We start from the raw sequence: 20926 nt of genomic DNA, 5'->3' as shown, positions 1-20926 counted from the left end.
CCCTTTTTCTTAATTCAAATGTAGAATGTGGTTTTCTCGCCATTACCTTTTTCCCCCTTAAACTCACTTGTCTCGTATCTTTATGATACCTCATGTGTCCATTATAAGGGGGTCAACCAATGTCACCACCCGATTTAGGTCGAATTTATAAGATTCTATATTTACTCTAATTGGTATAATAAATTCATGTTTAATTTAGCAACAAAGGATTGATGAAAATGAAACGAATTCATTTCTTTCTATTCCTATCACTAGTAGTGCTAGGGAGCTGCAGTGTGAACTCTAACAGTGAAAACTATAGCGAAGAAACTATTGAAAAGGCGAAAGCCAGCGTAGAAAGTTACATTATAAATAATTATCAAAATATCGAAAGCGTAGAGTTTCAAGAGTCTCCTTCTACACCGATGGGTAGACTTGTTCTTGAAGGTACTGTTAATAAAAAAGTGACATTTACTATCGGAGTGAATGATGATTTTACAGTTGGAAGCATTGGCATGGGTGAAGGATTTCCAGAGCCTAAAGAAGAATGTAAAGAGCATTCTTGTGACTATGAAGTTAGGAAGTAACAAGTTTACTACTCTCTCAGCCTGTTGCCTTAGATCTTTTCTGTGCAAGCAGGCTTTCTTTTTGCAGTATGTGGGCTACCCTCTTCCCTTCTATACTGTTTAGGCTAATCGAGAAAATACATAAAGCTAGCTGATTGATATTTATACATAGAATAATTCAATTTGAGGTGATCCACATATGAAATTCATCCGCATTTACGCCATTGTATCGCTAATTATGCTCATTTTATTAGTTGGTTGTAGTGTGAATTCTAGTACGAAAGAATACAGCGACGAAACAGTGAGAGAAGCACAAGCAAACGTGACGAGTTACATAGAAAACAATTACGCTAACATCGAAACCCTTAAAGTCACCGAGCCCTATGAAGCAGAAATGGGGATTATGACCGTGGATGGTAAAGCAAACGGGGAAGCTTTTTCCGTAAGCCTAGACACTGATCTGATGGTAGCTGGGATAGCGATTCAAAGTAAACAGTTTCCTGAAAAGAAAGAAGAATGTTTGGAGAGACTATGTGACGATTAAATGCTTCTTACATTCAATGCGCTTGCTCCATTTTCGAGCTAAAGGTTAGGAGATGGTTCTATTTCTACATTAAAAACGTTTCCTCTTGTCGTTCTTCTACTCTTAGCTGCTTGTAGCTTCCATAATCAGAGTGAGAATTATGACAACGAAACAAAGGAAAAAGCAAAGGCTTCTGTTGAGAAATTTATCACGAATAATTATGAAGAGATTGAATCCGTTGAGGTCACTAAAGTTTATCAAAGCGAAATGGGTGGACTAAATGTAGATGGAACGGTCAATGGTGGTGAAGCTAGGTTCTCAGCTGGAATCGACAATGATTTTACTGTTGGAAGTTTAGGATTAGGGGAAGGGTTTCCAGAGATGAAAGAAGCTTGTAAAGAACAGATTTGTGGTTCGTAAATAATACACCTCATAACCATACGCAACTCGGGTGGTGTATGGTTATGATTCGTTTAGCTGAAGAATGATCTTATGGATGTACGATTATTTCGTTTTTTCTTTTCTGGGATACAGTTTGTTCAATACTGTCGCAACTGTAATGGTTGTTAAACCTAGTGCAAGACCCTTTATAATGACATGATCAGGCAAAAACACATACTCAATACTCATTAATACCATTACACTCAACCATGTAATAAGGAACCTCTTACCAAAAGACATGTTTACCCCCTTCAAATCTCCTATTCTCACACCATCCAAATATTGTAACTTTCTATTTTAACTACCACTTACTCTCATATACGAAACATGCTTTTCAATCGTAATGAAACTAGCAAATCAACGATCTCTTCATCCTCTACCTTTATTTGGTATAATTAGATTCAGCGTTTTTCATCACTACCAATCTATTAACAACGTGAATCAAAACGAGGTGGTTCCCTTTTATAAACGATTATTTTTCTTCCTCACCCTCTCCAGTCTATTAGGGGCTTGCGGGTTTTTCTCACAGGAAAACGACTATGATGAGGAAACCATCGACAAGGCAAAGAAATCGGTTGAACGTTTTATTGCTGATAACTATGAAGATATCGAATCGGTTGAGATAACCAGGTCCTATGAAAGTGAAATGGGTGGTTTAACGATTGAGGGAACGGTTAATGACGGGGCGACTGAATTTACAGCTGGCGTTCGAAGTAATTTTTCTATTGGGCATTTAGCTCCAGGAGAGGATTTCCCTGATATGAAAGAAGCGTGTAAAGACCAGATTTGTGCGTATTAATCTAGGCATCTCCCCTCTTATACCGAGTGTCGCCCTCTTTATTGGCTAAAATCTAATTATATTGGCCATTCTGCTATTTTATTGGCTAACTAGAATGATTCTAACAGTGGTGGGGCAACTTCTAACCGCCGTTCACGAGAGGTGATGATCATGCAATGAAAGCACCAATTTTTATCATGCTCGCCCTTTTCCTTAGCGGGTGTAGTCTATTCTCTACTGGTAGTAATGAGTACTCGGAAGAATTTATTTTACAAGCAGAGAAAGAAGCGGAACATTTTTTAAGAGCGAATTATGAAAACGTTGATGAGGTCACTTTTAGTGACGATCATAGTGACCCTATGGGTGGGCTTGTGATCCGAGGAAAAGTAAATGGAGAGGCTGTGTTCTCAATGGACATGGACAACTCGTTAAACGTGATCGCGATCAGCGAAGGACCGGGTTTCCCTGAAGAGAAACCCGCGTGTAAGGAGAAAGTTTGTGATGACTAAGTTGTCATTATGTTCTTTAACAGGGAGTGTTTTTTTGAAACGTACTATTGGTATCTTCCTTTTAATTTTTTTATTAGGATGTAACGCTATTTCTTCATCAGAAACGGTTGATAAACAAACGATTGAAAAAGCAAGAGAGAGCGTAGAAAGTTATTTCCGTCATAATTATGAAGACGTAGAAATAATGACGTTCAGCGAGGATACGAGTGATCCGATGGAAGGTTTAATGATAAACGGAACGGTCAATGGCGCTGAATTTTCAGCGAGCGTCGATCCGGAAACGTTCAAGGTGAAAAGCGTTGGTGAAACGGAGGGATTTCCTGACGTAAAGGAAGAATGCCGTCATACCGTTTGTGATTATGAATAGGCGTTTCCTAACATTTATAGTAAGGAGCATAGTGAATGAAAAGACTTGTCTTTTTCCTATCGTTTACGATCCTAATCGGTTGTGGTGTGGAGCAAGATCCAGAACAAATCGACAAAGCAGAAGCGAGCGTGGAGCGCTATCTAAAGGCTAACTTTCAAAACGTTGAAAGCGTAGAATTTAACAATTCTCCTTCTGCTCCAATGGGGGGCCTCGTTCTAGAAGGAACGGTCAATGGGAAGGCCACATTTAACATTGGGGTAAATGAAGATTACACGGTCGGAGGGATCGGGAAGGGCGAGGGATTTCCCGAACGGAAAGAAGCGTGCCGAGAGCACTCGTGTGACTATGGACAGCTGGAAGAATAGGTTAATCCCTAGTCTCAAAATGATAGTTTGTAACTTTCTAAGGAAGTGATTCTATTGAAATGGCCCCTTTCTCTTTTGACATTAACACTTCTTTTACTTACGGGATGTAGCCTGATGCAAAGAGAGGAATATGACGAGGAAACGATCAAAGAAGCGAAAGCGAGTGTGACAAGCTATATAGAAAATAATTATGAGAGCATTGAACAAATCTCTCTGAAGAATCCCTACCAGGGCGAGATGGGAAGTTTCAAGCTTGAAGGGAAAGCAAATGGAGAGGCTTTTTCAGTGATGTTAAATAACGATTTGACGATTTCAGTTATGTCCATCCAGAGCGAACATTTTCCAGAGAAGAAAGAAGCGTGTAAGGAGAACATCTGTGACTATTAACGTGACGGAAAAAGTGCGGCTTCCCATTCCTGATTGCGAGGTGATTTTTTGTTAAGACGACTTCTTATCGTGCTTCTTATGTTCACTGTCCTTGGTGGGTGTAGTTGGGCATCTTCCCATGAAACGTATGATGAAGAAACCATCGTTAAAGCGGAGGCTTCCACACAAAATTACATCAAGAGCAACTTTAAAGAGATCCAATCTGTTGAAATCACAACCGACTACCAAAATGAAATGGGCGGCATGACGGTAGAGGGATCGGTGAATAACGGTGAGGGTACTTTTTCCGCGGGAATTGAAAATGATTTTTCGGTTGGAAGTGTTGGGGTAAGCGAGACATTTCCGGATCGAAAAGAAAATTGTATGGAGCGCACGTGTACATATGAGCACTGATTTGATGTGAGGTGAAATGGAATGAAGTCCTATAGAGGTGCTTTCCTCGCCTTGGTGATCCTCTTTAGCGGATGCCAGGCAGAATCGTATGATGAGGAGACCATCCAAAAAGCAACTGAAGCAGCGGAAAGCTATATGGTGAACAACTTTTTAATAGAAGAAATAACATTAGACGATCCCTATCAAACGGAAACGGGCGGTATGGCGATTGATGGTACGGTGAATCAAGGTGAGGATTTCACCATCAACCTTGAAGAAGATTTTACAGTCGCCGGGTTAGCCATTCGAAGCGATGCTTTTCCTCCTAGGAAAAAGGGGTGTGAAGAAAGAGTTTGTGAATACTAAATATGGCTATGAGGTGGCTCTATGAAAACGCGAATTAGTTTACTTGCCGCAGAATAAAGGACGCATGTCGAGAGCAAACGTGTGATTACTGAGCAAAGATGTGGTCTCGGTTCTTGCGTAGCCCCTGTTTATTAGCCAAATCCCAGATATATTGTCCAAAATCTATTTTTATTGGCCAAAATCGAAATATATTGGCCAAAATCGAAATATATTGGCCAAATCCACGTTTTATTAGCTAACGAGAATCATTCTAACAAAACACGTACGGCACACCGCCCCCCCATCTCCATCTCCCTCCCCACCTCGCCCCAACTACCCTCCCCCCTCTAATAACGCTTATACTTCTTCATCACCATGACGCCCGCTATAAATAGCAAAAGAGATAACGTTGCGGTACTACCGATGACCGTCCAGGCTGACTCGGTCCACTGCTGTTCAACTAAGAGCTTTGTCGCTTCTCCCCTTATGTTTCCTGGACTCCACTCCATGAATTTCGGAAGTAGTGACGTCAGCAGGCTGATTAGCGCTAGAAAAAGAAGACTGACGCCGGCGATTGCGCTACTCTGCCTGATGATCGTGCCAACAAAAATCGTGACGCAAACGACAAAGATCACCCAGAAGCAGTACATGACGAGGCTGCTCAGCATGACCTGCCAGTCGACCGGAGTAAATAATAAATTCGTATAATACCAGGTGAGGCAGTAGCTTAAGATAAGTGATAGAAGCAAAAGGGCAAGCTGGGCAACCGTTTTACTGCCTAGGTATTGCCACTCGTTCACGGGTCTTACCATCACAAGCGTAATGGAACCATTTTGTCGTTCCTGAGCGATGACATTCATGGTGGCGAGCGCAAACAACAATGTTCCGATCGTGCCATATTGAGACATGGCGCCGCTCAATACTTCTTCACCTGTAGGGGTCGGGATCGTGATGCTTGCTCCTTCTGGTAGGTTACCGGCCATATCGAGGATTTGTGGCATATAGTAGCTTGTCAGTGGTTGCGAGATGCCGATAATCATGAGAACGATCGGGAGCCAAATCAACTTACCATTCCGCATCAGTTCAGTAATTTCTTTGTGTAGTAACGTTAGAAACCGGTTCATTGTCTCACAACCTTCATATAGGCATCCTCCAATGAGTCCTGCATGATTTCAAAATGAGTCACCGATAGGTTCCGGTTAATGAGCGCCTGTAAAAACTCATTATGGTGAACATACTCAGGCAATCTTACTTTCACTGTTTTCGCATCAATATACTCATAGTCTTCGATGATCTCAAGCTGTTCGATGATGCCGTTCATCGGTTCTTCGGTTTGGACTTTAATGGGCAATAGGTCAAACTCTTTACGTAAAGCAGGCAGTGATCCTTTCCACTTGAGACAGCCATCTTGCAGGATAAGAACTTCATCACAGATTTGCTCGGCATCATGTAAAATATGAGTCGAAAAAAGCACCGTCATGTCTTGTTTCAGTTCTTCAATCAGGTGTAAGAAATCTCGCCTGCCTTTTGGATCGAGCGCTGATACCGGTTCATCTAGGATGAGAAGCTTCGGTTTATGAAGCAAAGCCTGCGCTAAGCCGAGGCGTTGTTTCATTCCGCCGGAGAAGCCTCCGATTTTTTTATTCATCGCCTCTTCTAAACTTACAAACCTTAACGTCTCCTGTACACGAGCTTGAAGCTGTTTCTTTGGAATAGATGATAGCTTCCCGGCGAAAAACAGAAATTCTTTGCCTGTCATCCAATTAAAAAAGGATGGGTGCTGAGGTAAAAAGCCAATCAATGGCCGATAGTCTTTCTCAGCATATCCTTTAAATTGGATGGCGCCTGAGTCAGGTGTGAGGAGGCGAGCTAACATCTGTAGCGTCGTCGTTTTACCCGCTCCATTTGGACCTAACAAGGCGATACAACTGCCCTCACGTATGGTAAATGAGAGGTTCGAAACCGCTCTTTTTTCTTTAAATTGTTTCGATAGATTGTCGATGTTAACAAGCATGCTTTCCACCCCCTAACTGTTTTTCCGTCCGATCACAAAATAAAGAATCGCTCCAAAAAGATTCACAAACAGAATTAGAAGGATCCACATCCATTTTGGTCCGTTTGTTTCCTTTTGCTTGATGCAGCTCACAAGCGCTGAAATGGTTAAGATCGCCTGCAAGATCAATAGAGGCGCAACTAGTGCCCAGTTTATGTCGTTCAAAACTTCCATGTTTTCAACTCCTCCCCTTTTTTAGCCTTCGTTTATATGGCCATACGACGAACAGCAAGTAAAATAATGTTGGCATCGGTAATTGAATCAATCCCCAGATTCCCCATAGCCACGGGTAGCTACCTTTTTTCTTGGCATCGACAAAGAGAAGCATGCTCTGGGTGAGCAACAAGAGGATCAGAATCGGAACAAGAACAAAGAGCTCAAGGTTTGTCATGACTGACCACTCCTTTCTTATTCACTTTCTTATAAGTGAAATAGACACCAAAAGGAACGATCAGGCTTGCCACGATCTGGATGATTAGAAAGAAGATCGGAGCTTGGAAAAGACTAATGGTGACAGCTGTTAAAATCACAAACGCTGTTAACAGAAAGAGCGCACTTTCAAGATAAAAAGCTTTTTTCTTTTTTTGTTGGAACATCAAAAGTTGCTCATGCATATCCACCTTTGAAAGTGATTCTTTTCCAAGATCATCGATTTGCTGCCAATCCTGTTTAAGGTGTTGCACAATCTTTTTATCTTCCTTGTCATTCACGGCGTATCCAACTCCTTTCGTAACTTCTGTAACCCCGTGTGCACCCTGGATTTCACAGTTCCTGTACGGATACCGAGCATTTTTCCTATTTCGTCATACGAGTAGCCATAATAATGCCGTAACAAGATCGTAACTCTTAAGGTGGAGTCTAACGTGTTAAAGTCTGTGAAAAGATCGCTCCAATTCATTCCTTTCGTACTGGATTCCCACGCTAGCTTTCGCGATAGGGCATGCTTCTCATCCTCCACCCATTTCTTTTCTCGCTTTTGTTTTCGAAGCACATCCATGTATAGCCTTGAAGCAATCGAGATCATCCAGGTGGAGAACTTTCCTTCCCCTTTATAGGAGGAAAGTTTCACATAACACTTCATCATCGTCTCCTGAGCAAGCTCAACGCTCGTTTCTTCATTCAAGGTTAGTTTTAAAAGATATTTGTAGAGGAAAGCATAATAGCACTGAAAAAGCTGAGTGAACGCATCATCGTTTCCAGCTTGTGCTTGCTGAATTAATTGAATCTCCTCCTCGCGTTCCATACAACCCTCTCCTTTACCTGCACCTATATGACGCTGACCTCATAGAAATCGTTCATTTGAATTATATTTATTTAGATTTATCTATACCTTTCCACAAATGATACATAAAAAGCTAACTTCCGTCTGTCAGAAATTAGCTTTTCCTTACTTTCCATATTCAACACTTTCATACAACCACATGCTCTTCCCATTACCTAACATCACTCATAGGATTTGAGAAAAATGAGCGAAATCGGGTGTGTTTGCTAAATTCACAGTGCTTGTTAGTGTCGTCCTCTTTATTGGCCAAATTCAACTTTTATTAGCTAACAAGAATGATTCTAGCCTTCAACAAGCGCTCCACCCTTCCACGCACTATCCGCTCACCTCACTCTATACAAAAAACCAGGCAGTCCACACAAAACGTGTATCCCTACCTGGTTATTCATGCTTGAGCAAACCCCCTCGCCCGCGGCGAGTCTTGCTCTCACCTCATGCCTCAAACCTTAACCTCTTAAACCTCAAACCACCCATTCTTAATCGTCTGGCGATACCAGTAGTAGCTGTCCTTTGGCGTGCGCTCAAACGTACGATAGTTCACATGAATGATACCGAAGCGCTTTTCGTAGCCAAATGCCCACTCGAAGTTATCAAGCAGTGACCAGACGATGTAGCCTTTGATCGGCACTCCAGATTCGATCGCACGGTGTAAGGAAGTTAAATGCTGCTTTAAGTAATCGATCCGCTCCTGATCACGCACTCTTCCGTCTTCTACTTCATGGTTATAGCAAGCACCGTTTTCTGTGATATAAATCGGCACATCACCATACGTTTCGTGAAGATCACATAACACGTTGTAGAACCCATCTGCATAGATCGGCCAGTCGATATCCGTCTTTCGGTAATCGAGTGGAATTTCCTCTACTTCAAAAAGTCCTTCGCCTTCTTTATACCGTCCGAGACTACCCGTGTAATAGTTAATGCCCATGAAATCAATCGGCTGAGAAATCAGTTCAAGGTCCCCGTCCTCAAGCTTGAGCTTTGCGTTATGGTTTTCGAAAATCGTAATCAACGTTTCTGGATAAGACCCTTTGAAGACAGGATCCATAAACCATTCCTTCTGCCACATCATTGCTCGCTTACATGCATCGATATCTTCTTGCTTATTACTAAATGGCTCAAGCCATCCTGTATTCGGGGCATAGCCGATTTCACCGTCTGGTAAAAGCTCTCTGAAGGATTGGACGGCTTTACCATGAGCAACCATCAGATGGTGTGCGACGTCGACGCCCGCTTGTAGATCCGTTTTACCAGGAGCGTGTGCGCCTAAGTAGTTTGATAGGAAGGAAGCACACCACGGTTCGTTGATCGTAATCCACTTCGAAACCTTGTCGCCGAACTCTTTAAACATCGCAACCGCATACTCGTTAAACGCATCGATCGTCTCGCGGTTCTCCCAGCCACCTTTGTCCTGGAGCACTTGAGGAAGATCCCAGTGGTAAAGGGTAATCATCGGTTCGATGCCATTTTCGATCAGCTCATCGATCAAGTTTTGATAGTAAGCGACGCCCTTCGGATTTAGCTCGCCTCTTCCTTCAGGCATCACCCGTGGCCATGCAATCGAGAAACGGTAAAGATCGACGCCTAACTTCTTGAGAAGCTGCACGTCTTCTTTATATAAATGATAGCTATTGCATGCTTCGTCTCCATGGTCTCCATTTCTCACGTTACCTGGCGCATGGGAAAACGTGTCCCAAATAGACGGCGAACGGCCATCTTCATTTGCTGCGCCTTCGATTTGATAAGAAGCGGTTGCTGCGCCCCATTTCAGCGTTTCTGGAAATTGAATTGTTGTCATGTTGGTAGCCTCCTGTAGTCGGAGCCCTCTTACCTTTCTATACTAGATGATCGAATCACAAGATCAGGGTCCACTTTCACTGGATGGATCTCTTCGTTTCCTTGTATTAAATCATCCAGCATGTAGGCTGCGAGCTTTCCTAACTTTTGTTTGTCCTGTTTCACGGTCGTTAAAGGGGGATCGCTATAGCGACAAGATTCGATGTCATCACAGCCGATAAGTTGCATATCTTCTGGTACCTTGATGCCGTGCTCCTTCATCGCTTTCAACGCACCGAGAGCCATCATGTCAGAAGCAGCGAACACGGCTTCAGGACGTTCATCGTCCTGAAGAATCTTGTTCATCGCGTGGTACCCACTATCCTCGAAGAAATCGCCATAGTGAATCCACTTTTCATTCAACGGCAGACCGAACTGCTTCATCGCTTCCATGAATCCTTCATTTCGAATCCCCGAAATAAGCGAATCTTGCTTCCCACCAATGTACGCGACCTTTTTTACTTTATTTAAATAGAAATTCTCAACGACTTTCATACCAATCTTGGCATTATCCGTCATGATATAACTGGATTTTGGTCCCTCTAACTTTAAATCGATGCCAATACACGGAATCTCACTTTGCGCGATTTCATGAACCGCCGCCTCAATTTCATCCCCCGCTACGATCAAGCAGCCATCGACATGGAAATGCCTGCATCGCTCCAGGTATTTGCTTTCACCTTGATAGAACTTTTCATTTGAAAACAGAAGGAGATCATATCCGAGCGCCCCCACTGCTTTCTTAAATGTATTCATGACTTCATTGAAGAATGGGTGTTTGAAATCAACGTTAATTTTACCGGCGTAGATTAACCCGATTAAGTTTGATTTCTTCGTAGCCAGCGATTTCGCTGAAAAAGTTGGCTGGTATTTTGTGTCTTCAATGATTTTATATACTTTCTGACGAGTGGCCTCACTGATCCCATCGTAATTGTTCATAATTTTTGATACAGTCGCTGGAGATACCCCAGCCATTCGAGCAATATCTCTAATCGTTAAATTCATCGCGTTCATCTCCTTAGCAACATTGCTAACGTATTCTCATTTATTGTATCAAAATACGGGGGAGAGACAGCCGATTATTTAACAGATCCTTCCGTAATGCTCGAAATAAACCACTTGTTGAAAATAAGGAAAATAATAATCAATGGAACCGTTGCCCAGAACACGCCTGAAAGTAACATTCCGAAATCGACTCGGAAAGCATTGTTTAGAGAAGCAAGCGCCACCTGTAGCGTATAAGAAGAAGGATCACGCAAAACGGTGAACTGCCACAGGAATTCTCCCCAAACTAACGTAAAGACAATAATCCCGAGTGTTGCAAAAGCAGGCTTGATAATCGGAATGACGATACTCCAATAAATTCTAAAATTCGAACAGCCATCAAGCTTCGCTGCTTCCATTAATTCGTCAGGTACGGATTCGCTGATGTATTGACGCATTAGGAAAATTCCGAGTGGATTTAGTAGAAATAAGATTCCCGCACCTAATAACGAATCAAGCCAGCCGAGCTGAGAAATCAGATAATACTGTGGAATCAATCCCAGCTGTGGCGGAATAACCATTGTTAACAGAATTAAAATGAACAAAAAGTTCTTCCCTGGAAACTGGAATTTCGCAAACGCAAATCCTGCTAATGAACTGATCAGCAAAACCGCTACGGTTACGACTGTACATAGCAAGACGGTATTCCACATCGCCTGGAAAAACGGAATCGTATCGAGCACTTTCTGGAAGTTCTCGACTAGCTTTCCACCAGGTAGTAACGTCGGTGGAATAGAGTTATACGCCGCACTCGGCTGCGTCGCCATGACGAACATCCAGTAAAATGGGAACAGAGAAAAGAGAGAGGTAAAGCCTAAAATAAGATAAATCGGTAACGTGCCCGCTTTTGATTGATTTTTTCTTTTTTTCATTCCTTACACTCCTCTCTTCTTCTTGCTGCCAATGCCAGATGTTAGCCACGTATTAATCGCTGCAGCACCGATAATGATAATGAGCAATAAGACGGCCGTAGCGGATGCGGTTCCGAATGAGCCAAGGTTAAAGGCATCACGGTACAAGTACATCACCACTGTCATCGCTTCATCGCGACTGAATGCAGACGAGCCTAAGAACACGGTTGGTTCTGCAAATAATTGAAGGGCACCAACAGTCGACATAAACACCGTTAGAATGATGAATGGCTTCAATAGTGGAATCGTAATGTAGATAAACTGTTCGAGTTTGTTCGCTCCATCAATCGTAGCCGCTTCATACAGATCCTTCGAAATACTTTGTAGACCAGCTAGATAAATGATGGTGTTATAGCCGACCCAGCGCCAAAATACCATGAGCGCAATCGCAATTTTCGCTCCCCATTCAGACGTTTTCCAGCTCACCGGATCAACGCCGAACAAGCCAATCACGTAGTTTGCAAGTGCCGTTTCATTACTACTAAAGAAAACGCCAAAGACAAGAGCAACGGCAACCATCGACGTGATGTATGGCATGAAAATCGTTACCCTGAAAAAGTTTGTGAAACGGATGACGGCCAGATTAAGGAAATAAGCTAGAACAATCCCGACAATTAACTGCGGGGCCGTTCCCATTAACCCGATGATGACCGTATTATATAAAGACTTCCAAAATAACGGATCTTGTAAAACGACTGCAAAATTACTAAGTCCTACAAACTCCATCTCACCAAGCCCGTTCCATTCCTGAAAAGCTAGGACAATACTAAACAGAGCTGGATATAACCCAATAATCCCAAACACAATAAAGAATGGTGCAACATAGAGATAGCCTGAAATCATGTCTTTCTTCTTTTCAGACAGTTTACTAGCTTTGATGGTTTTACGAGCTTTTGCTTGCTTTTGCACATCCTCCAATGACTTAACCTCCTCCAAAGTTAAAGGCCGGAAGAGTTTTCCCCCGCCAGCCTTTAAGCAGCTTTCTGTTTATCGTTTCACTAACCCCTCGATACGCTTAACCGCATCTTTCCATTCTTTCTCAGGATCAGCGCCTTCTTGTACGTTTCTTAGAGCAGTCAGTACTTCATCATTAACTGTTACGTATTTTGGTCCTTTGTAGACAGCTGGAATTTCTTTCGCTGCTTCAGCAAAAGTAGCCGCTGTATTTTGACCACCGAAGTATTCATCTTCGTTATTCACAAATTCGTCCATTTCATACACGGATGGAGCTGAAGGGAAAAGTCCGCTCTCCTCAAATGATTTCAACTGGTTTTCAGGAGAAACGAGCCATTTTGCAAACTCATACGCTTCTTCACTATGCTCAGTTTCTGCTGGAATTGCGACGTATGACCCGCCCCAGTTACCAGCAAACTCACTTGGTAGTGTTGATACGCGCCAGTTGCCTTTTCCTTCTGGAGCATTTTCGGTCATGTAGCCTTTCAACCATGCTGGCGCCATCTCAACCGCAAAGTCACCTTTGTTAAGAGCCGTTGCCCATTCAGGCGTCCACATTTCATAATTTCCTACGTAACCCTTTTCATAAAGAGAAACAGCATAGTCATAAGCGTCTTTAACTTCATTGCCTTCCTTGCCAATGATCAGTTCATCTTTCTCATTAAAGTAACTTTTCTCTAAAGCATCCATGTTGGCACGATAAGCCATTTCCATGCTATCAACCATTGGTTTGCCTGTTTCATCAAGTACCGTTTTCGCAGCGTCTGCAAATTGATCAGGTGAGGAAATCATTTCTTGTACTTTCTCAGGTTCTGTCGGTAAGCCCGCTTCTTCAAAAACATTCACGTTAAAGTACATCGCTTTTGGACCGATATCTGTTGGAAGTCCGAACAAGAAGTCGCCATCTGTACTCTCTGCCATGTTCCATTTCCAATCAAGATAATCGCCTTTCACTTCGTCTGCCCCAAGATCATACAGGTTCACAAATCGCTCCTGCGCCTCGCGGTAACGATCCAGCTGATCCACTTCGATCATCGCAAGATCTGGTGCGCCCGTTCCTGCAGAAATCGATGTAAAGAGACTGTTATGGTGATCGCCTAGCTCAGACGTTTTTACATTAATCTCAACATCTGGATTTTCTTTCATATATTCTTCCGCTAGAGAATCATAATTTGTCGCCCCAAATGTCCAAAAGTTCAATTTCACTTTGCCATCTCCAGATGACTCTTCTCCGCCCCCGTTACAAGCAGCTAATACTAAAGCTGTACTTAGCAACAGCACGGAAAGAAATTTCTTTTTACCTTTCATCCTATATCCCCTCCAATAAATGATAGACCCATAGATGAACAAAACAAGTTAAGGAAACCGGTTTCGTAAACCAGCAAAAAAAATAGCCGGAATGGTTCGTTATTTATGATTAAACCACATAATGTATCCGATTTCAATGGTAAATGCGGGAGTTTTCTAATTTTTCAACCACGTTTTTGTAAACCGGTTTCCTTAATCTCAGTTGTGAGACGGAGGATTTCTCGCTTTATTGGCTACATTTCGGTTATATTGGCCAAACTGGATTTTTATTGTCCAAACCTAGAATATATTAGCCAAAATCAATTTTTATTAGCTAACGAGAATGAGTCTAAATCCCACAGGTGTTCCCTGCACTACCCCTCGCTCCAAACGACCCACCTCACAAAAAAAGCCACCCTTCCGCTTAACAACGAAGGGTGGCTTCCCTAGTACAACTACTCCCGCTCAAACAATGACACGCCAGCAATTCCTGGATGCGTCATTTCATAAGGATCTAGAATTAAGTTCAGTTCTTCTTCTGTCAGCACATCATACTTGATGCAAAGTTCGCGGATCGAGGCGCCACTTAGGATCGCTTCTCGCGCGATTCGCGCCGCTACTTCATACCCGATGTGCGGGTTTACGGCAGTAAGCACACCAACGCTTTTTTCCACGTACTCATTGAGACGATCTTCATTCGCTTCAATGCCTTTTAAGCAGTTGTCTGTAAACGTACGGAACGTGTTTTTCATAATGCTAAGCGATTGAAGCAGATTGAAAATAAGCACTGGCTCCATGACGTTTAACTCGAGCTGTCCTGCTTCTGAAGCGAGGCAGATGGTGTTGTCGTTTCCGATCACCTGGAAAGCAACCTGGTTAATCACTTCAGGTAGTACTGGATTCACTTTACCTGGCATGATCGAAGAGCCGGGTTGCCTTGCAGGCAAGCTGATTTCGCCCAATCCTGCTCGTGGTCCTGACGCCATTAAGCGCAGGTCATTCGCGATTTTTGACATGTTCATCATGCACACTTTTAACGCACCGGAAACTTCCGTATATGCGTCAGTATTTTGCGTCGCGTCAACCATGTCTTCCGCCCCAACAAGCGGTAAACCGCTAATATCAGCAAGTTCTTTGATGACGAATTCAATATAGCGCGGATCAGCATTTAGTCCTGTGCCAACCGCCGTTGCGCCCATGTTCAGCTCATACAAATGCTGACGAGATTGTTTGATTCGCTTTATATCTCTTGCGATGACGCGGCTGTATGCTTGAAACTCCTGCCCAAGTCGAATCGGTACCGCATCCTGAAGATGAGTACGCCCCATTTTAATAATGTGATTAAACTCTTCAGCTTTCTGTTCGAAAGCCGCATGCATGTCTTCCATCGTGCTAAGGAGTTGCTCCATCATATTTAAAACGGAGAGGTGAATGGCCGTTGGAAAAGAGTCGTTTGTCGACTGTGACATGTTCACATGCGTATTCGGGCTACAAACGATGTAGTTCCCTTTTTCTTCACCTAACAATTCAATCGCACGGTTGGCGATTACTTCGTTTACGTTCATGTTGATGGAAGTGCCGGCGCCTCCCTGGATGGGATCGACGATGATGTGGTCATGCATCTTTCCTTCTAGCAATTCGTCCGCTGCTTCCACAATCGCATTCCCAATGCCGGAATACAGATGTTTCACTTCCATGTTAGCAAGCGCCGCCGCTTTCTTCACCATCGCGAATCCTTTAATCAATTCTTCATGAATGCGGTAGCCTGTAATCGGAAAATTCTCCACGGCGCGCAGGGTTTGAATACCATAATAAGCATCTATTGGTACTTCTTTTTCTCCTAAAAAGTCAGATTCAATTCTTGTGTGACTCATTGTTGTCGGCATGATAACTTCTCCTTCTTATTCTTCTTCTAATCGATCGAACTGTCATGATTAATCTCCTAAGTTCCACTGATTCGTCCATGATAAATAATAGTATAAACGATCGATAAGGTGAACCCCCTGTTTATTGGCCAAAATCCTGATATATTGGCTAATTTTTAATTTTTTTGGCTATATTTCACATATATTGGCCAAATTCGCTTTTTATTAGCTAAAGAGAATCCTTCTCGCAAAAAGCACGCTGCACACAAGTAGAGAGCCCTCATGACGAGAGCTCTCTTTTTCTTCTTCAATTCACCGTCTTTAACTCCCATTCCCCATACTTTTCATACGCATACTTTAGCTAAAACAAAAAAATATTTGCTTAACCCCCATATAATTCGGGTAACAGTAGGAGAAATACTTTTTAAAGGAGGCTAAAACATGGAAGCTCGTGAACGAGTTCAAGAATGGATTCATGCCACATTTGATATTAAAGACGTTACGCTTGAGAATGATCATTCGCTCCCTTATGGTCAACGTGTTTGGTCAGAAAATGACGATGATTATGCGATTGTCTTCTTTGATGAAACATCTGATCAAGTGATGTGTTCGTTTAAAGAGTTGGAACAGCTGTTCTTTCGCGTCGATCCATTCGTAGAATTTGCAGAAATCCACCAATGAATGAGGATATCTATGAAAAAAACAATTCCAATAAGATAGCTATCCTTTTCTTACTTGCTTCTCTCTTTGCAAAGCCCGTATGCGAAAAGGATAGCTCCATTCGTTCTCTCCTTCACCAGAAGTCTCCCCAGCTAAAACCCACCCAAATACCGTCCATACCTCATCAATTGAAATCGACACTTGTAGAATGCCAGGCGATCCTTGGCCATTAGCGCAATGTACGGATCGGGATTTTGATGATTGATTTCAATCAGCGACATCTGACAATTGTCATCTAATCCTACATCAATCCCAATGTTACCTAAATGATAGCCGTGCTTTTCTAATACTTTAATCGAACGTAACACAATATGCTCCATTTCCTGTTCGACTCTCTGAATCTCTTTATCTTCAAGTTTCCATACAGTTTTCAACGTTTCTCTTGCAATTTCAGTATGTCCCCCCGCCGTTATGTTGCTAACAATTTGCCCTCTAGCTCCGTACCTTGAGTAGATTCCTAAGTTCTCCCACAACCCCTTCTCATTCTTTGCAACCATCACCCGGAAATCAATTACGCTTCCTTTATGCAGTTTAAGTGGAATCGTTTGTTGAATAAGAAAAGCGCCTGAAATAAGATGCTTTTGAAAAAAGAGATGGCTCTCGGCATTAGACGAAAATACTTCCTCATGTCTCTTCCGTTTCTCATCATATTTCACCTTTATTTGTTCACCATTTTTAACAACATTAAAGATGCGTTTCCCTAATCGACCGTGTAACGGCTTAATATAGATGTTTCCATGCCTGTACAGCATGTCATGGATATCCTCAACATTTGTGTAAAGCGTCGTTTCAGGCAGATGTTCCTTTAATTCTGATCGTAACATTTGATGCATTTCCCATTTCGAGAAATGCGGATAGTTGAAAACGCGACCTCCTAGCAGCGAGTCAAAATTCTTCATATGCTCATGAAAGACTTCCCATGAGGCGGTTAAACTCGGCTCAGCTATCGACATCACGACGGCTGGAAAGGGCAAGGACTTTACTTCCCAGCTGTTTTTCTCTGGATCGTAGAGATAACCAGAAATGGTTTGCTTTTCTTTCTGAATTCCTTCGATCGAAAATACAGCGATCGCGCCCCCAATGTATCGGTAACCTTTCACAAAACTACTGTACGTTGGTAACATTTCCGTTAGTTTCCGATTCGTTAATTCACAAAGAATCCCGATAAAAGGACCGATCGTCACCTTGCCTCCTTGTACAACCAAATCATAGCCGCACGTTAATGGAAGTCTAAGCTGTTTCAGCACATCTGTTGAAAGATACACATTTTCTTTATTAATCGCATCAGAAAAGTGAATCGTGACTTCTACCGATCTAATTCCGAACTGTAGCCGCACTTGCTTATTTAAATATCCAACTAGACCAGGAATGGATGATTTTGAAACGATCATCATTTGGCCTTTTTTCTCGTATGGTTTGATCACATACATCCTACTACCCCCGCTCCATTTTCACAGCTGGCAAGCTCTAGGGTAGTATATGCTTTTGGAAGAAAAGAGGGATGTGCTTCCGCTTAAGATGATGGATTAGCCCGTACAGATTTCTATGAATGCGAATAACATACATAGAAGTCTAATACGAGAGTAGGTTTACGATGAAAAACCTTCCATTACGTCAATTGATTCCTGTGCTAGAAGGAAAGGTTCTTTCAGGGAGCATTACCAAAACCATTCACAACGCGGCAAAGTATGGGGAACATCTGATCACAGATTCATCGCTTGTATTTATATTGAAACGAAAGGCCTCCCTTCCATTACCGGCAGTCCGCAATCTAACCGTCGTCACCTCTAATCCAAAAGCCCTGAAGCATGTACGAGATGATGTGACGATTATCTATGTAGAGAATGTGAGAAAAGCATATTACCGATTTGTTTCGTTCTACCGTAGCTTATTCCAGCTTCCTGTAATCGGCGTGACAGGTACGTGTGGAAAAACGACAACGAAAGAAATGATCTCATGGATTCTCTCCGAAAACAATCACGTTGTTCGAACAAAATTAAGTCATAACGGACTCGCAAGAAACCTTGATTACTTGCTTGAAATCGACGAAAAAACCGATTATGCCGTTTTTGAAATGGGCGTATCTGGACCAAATCAGCTGCTTTATTCTGCGCATTATTTTCAGCCACAAATTGGGATTATCACAGCAATAGGGACGGATCATATAGAGGGATTTCGGAGCCAGAATGCCTATACCGCTGAAAAGGCAAAGATGTTAAAAGCCGTTGGCAAGAACGGCACGATCCTTTTAAACCGAGATGATGAAACGATTCAGAGCCTTGATTTAAGAGAGTTCACTGGAAAAGTTCTATACTATGGCCAGGATCCAAGAGCGCATTTCCGAGCCCATTCAATCCAATTTAATCTTAAGAAAAACGGCATGGATTTCATCCTTTCCTGCCATGAAGGTGAGTTCGCTTGTTTTGTACCTGGATACGGCACGCACAACGTCTCCAATGCGCTTGCTGCGATTGGTGCATGCACGCTTGTCGGCGTAAAGATCCAGGATGCGATTCGGCGCCTTCATACGTTCCGTCACATTAAAAGTCACTTGCAGTTCTATGAAGGAAAAAAAGGAAGTCTGCTCATCGACGATACGTGGAATACAAACCCCACTTCGATTCAAGCCGCGTTAGAAGTTCTTGTTGAAACAGCGGAAGGAAGAAAAACAGTTGCCGTCTTAGGGGAAATTGAAGAGCTTGGGGATTACGCGGAACAGGAACACCGCAAAGTGGGCGCTCTTGCGGCAAAGAAAAACGTCGATGTTCTCATCGCCGTTGGCAAAAATGCTTATCCGATTTGTCTTGAAGCCGCTAAGCAAGGCATGAATCCGAAAGCGATTCATAACGTAACGACTCAGGCCGCGTTACTTTCTCTTCTCGATCAGCTCGCTTCTCCTCAAACGTCGATTCTACTAAAAACATCGATGCGCCGATCATTTAGCAATACCCTGCAGGCGCTCGTTGCGAGATCAACGAAAGACTGAGTTTGTCTCCCGTTTAAAATCAATAGCTAAAACGATAAAGAACGATCAGAGACTGTTGTCACTGGTCGTTCTAATCTCTATATAGAAAATAGCCACGATGCCATTTCAACCTGTCATTGATTCGATCTTATATACCGAGTCGATACCAAAAGAAGGCTATTGTTTATAACACGTTTTGCAATAAACGACTTCTGAGTGTTTCCTTAATACTTGATCTAAAACACCAACTGGCATTTTCTTTTCATTTGGAAGTGTAAGATGGACATAGATGTCATCTCCTGATTTTAATACGCGATGACAGTTTGAACACGTTAGCTCTTTATGAAAAACGTTTTTAAATACCATCCAATGCCTCCTTTAGAGTCTTATGTATATTTACGTTTATAGGTTGAGGTACGTTTCAATTTATTGAGAGAAATATCCAATTATAGTAGAAGCACACTCATTCCTATACCAAATAAAAAACCAAGCACATGAGAAAGCGCTCCTTGTACACCGATCAAATTTCCTAGAATCGAATAAAAGATGATAGAGACTCGAAAAACGGTATATTCACTGTTTTTCTCCACCCCCTTGCTTACTCATCTTAGGAATAATGAAATACCTGGAAATAAACCGCCCATCATTAGTCCTGTTACGATTGGCCATTTTATTGCTCCGTCTATGAAAGAACAGCAATGCCTGCAAATACGAGTGCAGAGATCATACTCTCTTTAATTCATTTATTCATTAGAAGATCTCCTTCTTTTATATAAATACCTTTAACTATGTATCATAATATTGAACCATCGCTCCGAAATGATGGTATTAAAGTATTTTTATCATTCTCTTCTGGCTTTTCTAAGAATGTCTTTAATGAATGGGTCTTTTTGTTGGGTGTATGCAGATCTGTCATACTTGTATTTTGTAGCGAGTTCACTTTTTAGCAAAGCATATTCCTCAGCTACTGCAGAGTGCTTTCTAAGATAATCACGAAACATTATTTTTTCTACCCATTCTGTACTATGTATTTTACAAATATGTAAATGAGCAGTCCCCTTTCCCCATAGTCCCTTTCTGAAAAATCTTCTATCAGTTAACTCTGGTTTTGGAACATATTCAAATTCTACTTCGCTTAATGGTTGCACAAAAGCTGATGTACTATTTAAATCCTTTATTCCGACCAGAATGTCAATAATAGGCTTGGCTTTTAATCCTTTTATTGAAGTGCTTCCAATATGTTCAATTCCAGCTATTTTATCACCAATAGCAGCGATAATTCGCTTTTTCTCATAATCAAATTGACTTTCCCAATCAGTATTATATTCAATCAAATTCACAATCGGTTTTGTCATACAGAGCTTGTTTTTATTAATT

28 protein-coding genes are annotated in these 20926 nt (G+C 42.2%); 12 read left to right on the top strand and 16 right to left on the bottom strand.

Features of this window, described 5'->3' with window-relative positions; all coding sequences use genetic code 11:
- Window positions 1-275 precede the first annotated feature (275 nt).
- The 3 genes from LCL91_RS19405 to LCL91_RS19395 all read left to right on the top strand — a co-directional run bounded on the left by LCL91_RS19405 (window position 276) and on the right by LCL91_RS19395 (window position 1488).
- Complete coding sequence (locus tag LCL91_RS19405; protein ID WP_224884872.1) at window positions 276-566, top strand: hypothetical protein; 291 nt, start codon at window positions 276-278, stop codon at window positions 564-566.
- A gap of 178 nt (window positions 567-744) precedes the next feature.
- Window positions 745-1089: a hypothetical protein gene (locus tag LCL91_RS19400; protein ID WP_224884870.1), complete on the top strand. Its 345-nt coding sequence runs from the start codon at window positions 745-747 to the stop codon at window positions 1087-1089.
- A 246-nt stretch (window positions 1090-1335) separates the two neighbouring features.
- Window positions 1336-1488: a hypothetical protein gene (locus LCL91_RS19395; protein WP_224597178.1), complete on the top strand. Its 153-nt coding sequence runs from the start codon at window positions 1336-1338 to the stop codon at window positions 1486-1488.
- An 84-nt stretch (window positions 1489-1572) separates the two neighbouring features.
- Here the strand turns inward: LCL91_RS19395 and LCL91_RS19390 are convergent, their stop codons facing one another.
- Complete coding sequence (locus tag LCL91_RS19390) at window positions 1573-1749, bottom strand: hypothetical protein (protein WP_224884868.1); 177 nt, start codon at window positions 1747-1749, stop codon at window positions 1573-1575.
- Between the two features lie 211 nt (window positions 1750-1960).
- Here LCL91_RS19390 and LCL91_RS19385 point away from each other — a divergent pair, with 211 nt between their 5' ends.
- From LCL91_RS19385 to LCL91_RS19355, 7 genes are all read left to right on the top strand, one after another.
- Window positions 1961-2308, top strand: a complete 348-nt coding sequence (locus LCL91_RS19385; RefSeq protein WP_224884866.1) for a DUF1433 domain-containing protein — start codon at window positions 1961-1963, stop codon at window positions 2306-2308.
- Window positions 2309-2463: 155 nt separating this feature from the next.
- On the top strand, window positions 2464-2796 hold the full coding sequence (locus LCL91_RS19380; RefSeq protein WP_224884864.1) for a DUF1433 domain-containing protein: 333 nt from the start codon (window positions 2464-2466) through the stop codon (window positions 2794-2796).
- A gap of 34 nt (window positions 2797-2830) precedes the next feature.
- Window positions 2831-3163: a DUF1433 domain-containing protein gene (locus tag LCL91_RS19375; protein ID WP_224884862.1), complete on the top strand. Its 333-nt coding sequence runs from the start codon at window positions 2831-2833 to the stop codon at window positions 3161-3163.
- 35 nt (window positions 3164-3198) lie between these two features.
- Complete coding sequence (locus LCL91_RS19370) at window positions 3199-3528, top strand: DUF1433 domain-containing protein (RefSeq protein WP_224884860.1); 330 nt, start codon at window positions 3199-3201, stop codon at window positions 3526-3528.
- Window positions 3529-3642: 114 nt separating this feature from the next.
- Window positions 3643-3915 carry a hypothetical protein gene (locus tag LCL91_RS19365; protein ID WP_224884859.1) on the top strand — a complete coding sequence of 91 codons (273 nt, stop codon included), beginning with the start codon at window positions 3643-3645 and terminating at the stop codon, window positions 3913-3915.
- Window positions 3916-3963: 48 nt separating this feature from the next.
- Window positions 3964-4308, top strand: coding sequence for a DUF1433 domain-containing protein (locus tag LCL91_RS19360; protein ID WP_224884858.1), 345 nt, complete (start codon window positions 3964-3966; stop codon window positions 4306-4308).
- A 21-nt stretch (window positions 4309-4329) separates the two neighbouring features.
- Window positions 4330-4653: a hypothetical protein gene (locus LCL91_RS19355; protein ID WP_224884834.1), complete on the top strand. Its 324-nt coding sequence runs from the start codon at window positions 4330-4332 to the stop codon at window positions 4651-4653.
- A 326-nt stretch (window positions 4654-4979) separates the two neighbouring features.
- Here the strand turns inward: LCL91_RS19355 and LCL91_RS19350 are convergent, their stop codons facing one another.
- From LCL91_RS19350 to aspA, 12 genes are all read right to left on the bottom strand, one after another.
- Window positions 4980-5756, bottom strand: a complete 777-nt coding sequence (locus tag LCL91_RS19350; RefSeq protein ID WP_224884832.1) for an ABC transporter permease — start codon at window positions 5754-5756, stop codon at window positions 4980-4982.
- Window positions 5753-6646: an ABC transporter ATP-binding protein gene (locus LCL91_RS19345; RefSeq protein ID WP_224884830.1), complete on the bottom strand. Its 894-nt coding sequence runs from the start codon at window positions 6644-6646 to the stop codon at window positions 5753-5755. The genes LCL91_RS19350 and LCL91_RS19345 overlap by 4 nt, the downstream gene beginning before the upstream one ends.
- Window positions 6647-6658: 12 nt before the next feature.
- Complete coding sequence (locus tag LCL91_RS19340) at window positions 6659-6859, bottom strand: PLD nuclease N-terminal domain-containing protein (RefSeq protein WP_202407261.1); 201 nt, start codon at window positions 6857-6859, stop codon at window positions 6659-6661.
- A gap of 4 nt (window positions 6860-6863) precedes the next feature.
- Window positions 6864-7076 carry a transcriptional regulator gene (locus LCL91_RS19335; protein ID WP_224884828.1) on the bottom strand — a complete coding sequence of 71 codons (213 nt, stop codon included), beginning with the start codon at window positions 7074-7076 and terminating at the stop codon, window positions 6864-6866.
- Window positions 7063-7395, bottom strand: coding sequence for a YxlC family protein (locus LCL91_RS19330; RefSeq protein ID WP_224884826.1), 333 nt, complete (start codon window positions 7393-7395; stop codon window positions 7063-7065). Before LCL91_RS19330 ends, LCL91_RS19335 begins: the two co-directional genes overlap by 14 nt.
- Window positions 7392-7928 carry an RNA polymerase sigma factor SigY gene (gene sigY, locus LCL91_RS19325; protein WP_224884824.1) on the bottom strand — a complete coding sequence of 179 codons (537 nt, stop codon included), beginning with the start codon at window positions 7926-7928 and terminating at the stop codon, window positions 7392-7394. Before sigY ends, LCL91_RS19330 begins: the two co-directional genes overlap by 4 nt.
- A 493-nt stretch (window positions 7929-8421) precedes the next feature.
- A complete protein-coding gene (locus LCL91_RS19320; RefSeq protein WP_224884822.1) occupies window positions 8422-9765 on the bottom strand; it encodes a GH1 family beta-glucosidase in 1344 nt (447 codons plus the stop codon).
- Between the two features lie 29 nt (window positions 9766-9794).
- Window positions 9795-10808: a LacI family DNA-binding transcriptional regulator gene (locus tag LCL91_RS19315; RefSeq protein WP_224884820.1), complete on the bottom strand. Its 1014-nt coding sequence runs from the start codon at window positions 10806-10808 to the stop codon at window positions 9795-9797.
- Window positions 10809-10882: 74 nt separating this feature from the next.
- Window positions 10883-11719: a carbohydrate ABC transporter permease gene (locus LCL91_RS19310; protein ID WP_166000736.1), complete on the bottom strand. Its 837-nt coding sequence runs from the start codon at window positions 11717-11719 to the stop codon at window positions 10883-10885.
- A 3-nt stretch (window positions 11720-11722) separates the two neighbouring features.
- On the bottom strand, window positions 11723-12676 hold the full coding sequence (locus tag LCL91_RS19305; RefSeq protein WP_224884818.1) for a carbohydrate ABC transporter permease: 954 nt from the start codon (window positions 12674-12676) through the stop codon (window positions 11723-11725).
- Between the two features lie 69 nt (window positions 12677-12745).
- Window positions 12746-14020 carry an ABC transporter substrate-binding protein gene (locus LCL91_RS19300; protein WP_224884816.1) on the bottom strand — a complete coding sequence of 425 codons (1275 nt, stop codon included), beginning with the start codon at window positions 14018-14020 and terminating at the stop codon, window positions 12746-12748.
- Between the two features lie 434 nt (window positions 14021-14454).
- Window positions 14455-15885 carry an aspartate ammonia-lyase gene (gene aspA / locus LCL91_RS19295; RefSeq protein ID WP_224884814.1) on the bottom strand — a complete coding sequence of 477 codons (1431 nt, stop codon included), beginning with the start codon at window positions 15883-15885 and terminating at the stop codon, window positions 14455-14457.
- Between the two features lie 420 nt (window positions 15886-16305).
- On the opposite strand from aspA, the gene LCL91_RS19290 reads away from it, so the two are divergent.
- The gene (locus tag LCL91_RS19290; protein ID WP_224884812.1) at window positions 16306-16545 is read left to right on the top strand and encodes a hypothetical protein; all 240 of its coding nucleotides are present in this window, start codon (window positions 16306-16308) and stop codon (window positions 16543-16545) included.
- A gap of 131 nt (window positions 16546-16676) precedes the next feature.
- Here LCL91_RS19290 and LCL91_RS19285 read toward each other — a convergent pair whose 3' ends face one another.
- A complete protein-coding gene (locus LCL91_RS19285) occupies window positions 16677-18014 on the bottom strand; it encodes a YheC/YheD family protein (RefSeq protein WP_224884810.1) in 1338 nt (445 codons plus the stop codon).
- 164 nt (window positions 18015-18178) lie between these two features.
- Between LCL91_RS19285 and LCL91_RS19280 the strand changes: the two genes are divergently transcribed.
- Complete coding sequence (locus LCL91_RS19280) at window positions 18179-19570, top strand: UDP-N-acetylmuramoyl-tripeptide--D-alanyl-D-alanine ligase (RefSeq protein ID WP_224884808.1); 1392 nt, start codon at window positions 18179-18181, stop codon at window positions 19568-19570.
- 156 nt (window positions 19571-19726) lie between these two features.
- Here the strand turns inward: LCL91_RS19280 and LCL91_RS19275 are convergent, their stop codons facing one another.
- Window positions 19727-19915, bottom strand: coding sequence for a hypothetical protein (locus tag LCL91_RS19275; RefSeq protein WP_224884806.1), 189 nt, complete (start codon window positions 19913-19915; stop codon window positions 19727-19729).
- Between the two features lie 476 nt (window positions 19916-20391).
- A complete protein-coding gene (locus tag LCL91_RS19270) occupies window positions 20392-20904 on the bottom strand; it encodes a GrpB family protein (RefSeq protein WP_224884804.1) in 513 nt (170 codons plus the stop codon).
- Window positions 20905-20926 lie beyond the last annotated feature (22 nt).

It is taken from the genome of Guptibacillus hwajinpoensis, from assembly GCF_020171785.1.
Lineage (GTDB): Bacteria > Bacillota > Bacilli > Bacillales > Guptibacillaceae > Guptibacillus > Guptibacillus sedimenti.
The sequence above is the reverse complement of the archived record's forward strand: the minus strand, read 5'-3'. Positions and strand labels throughout refer to the sequence as shown.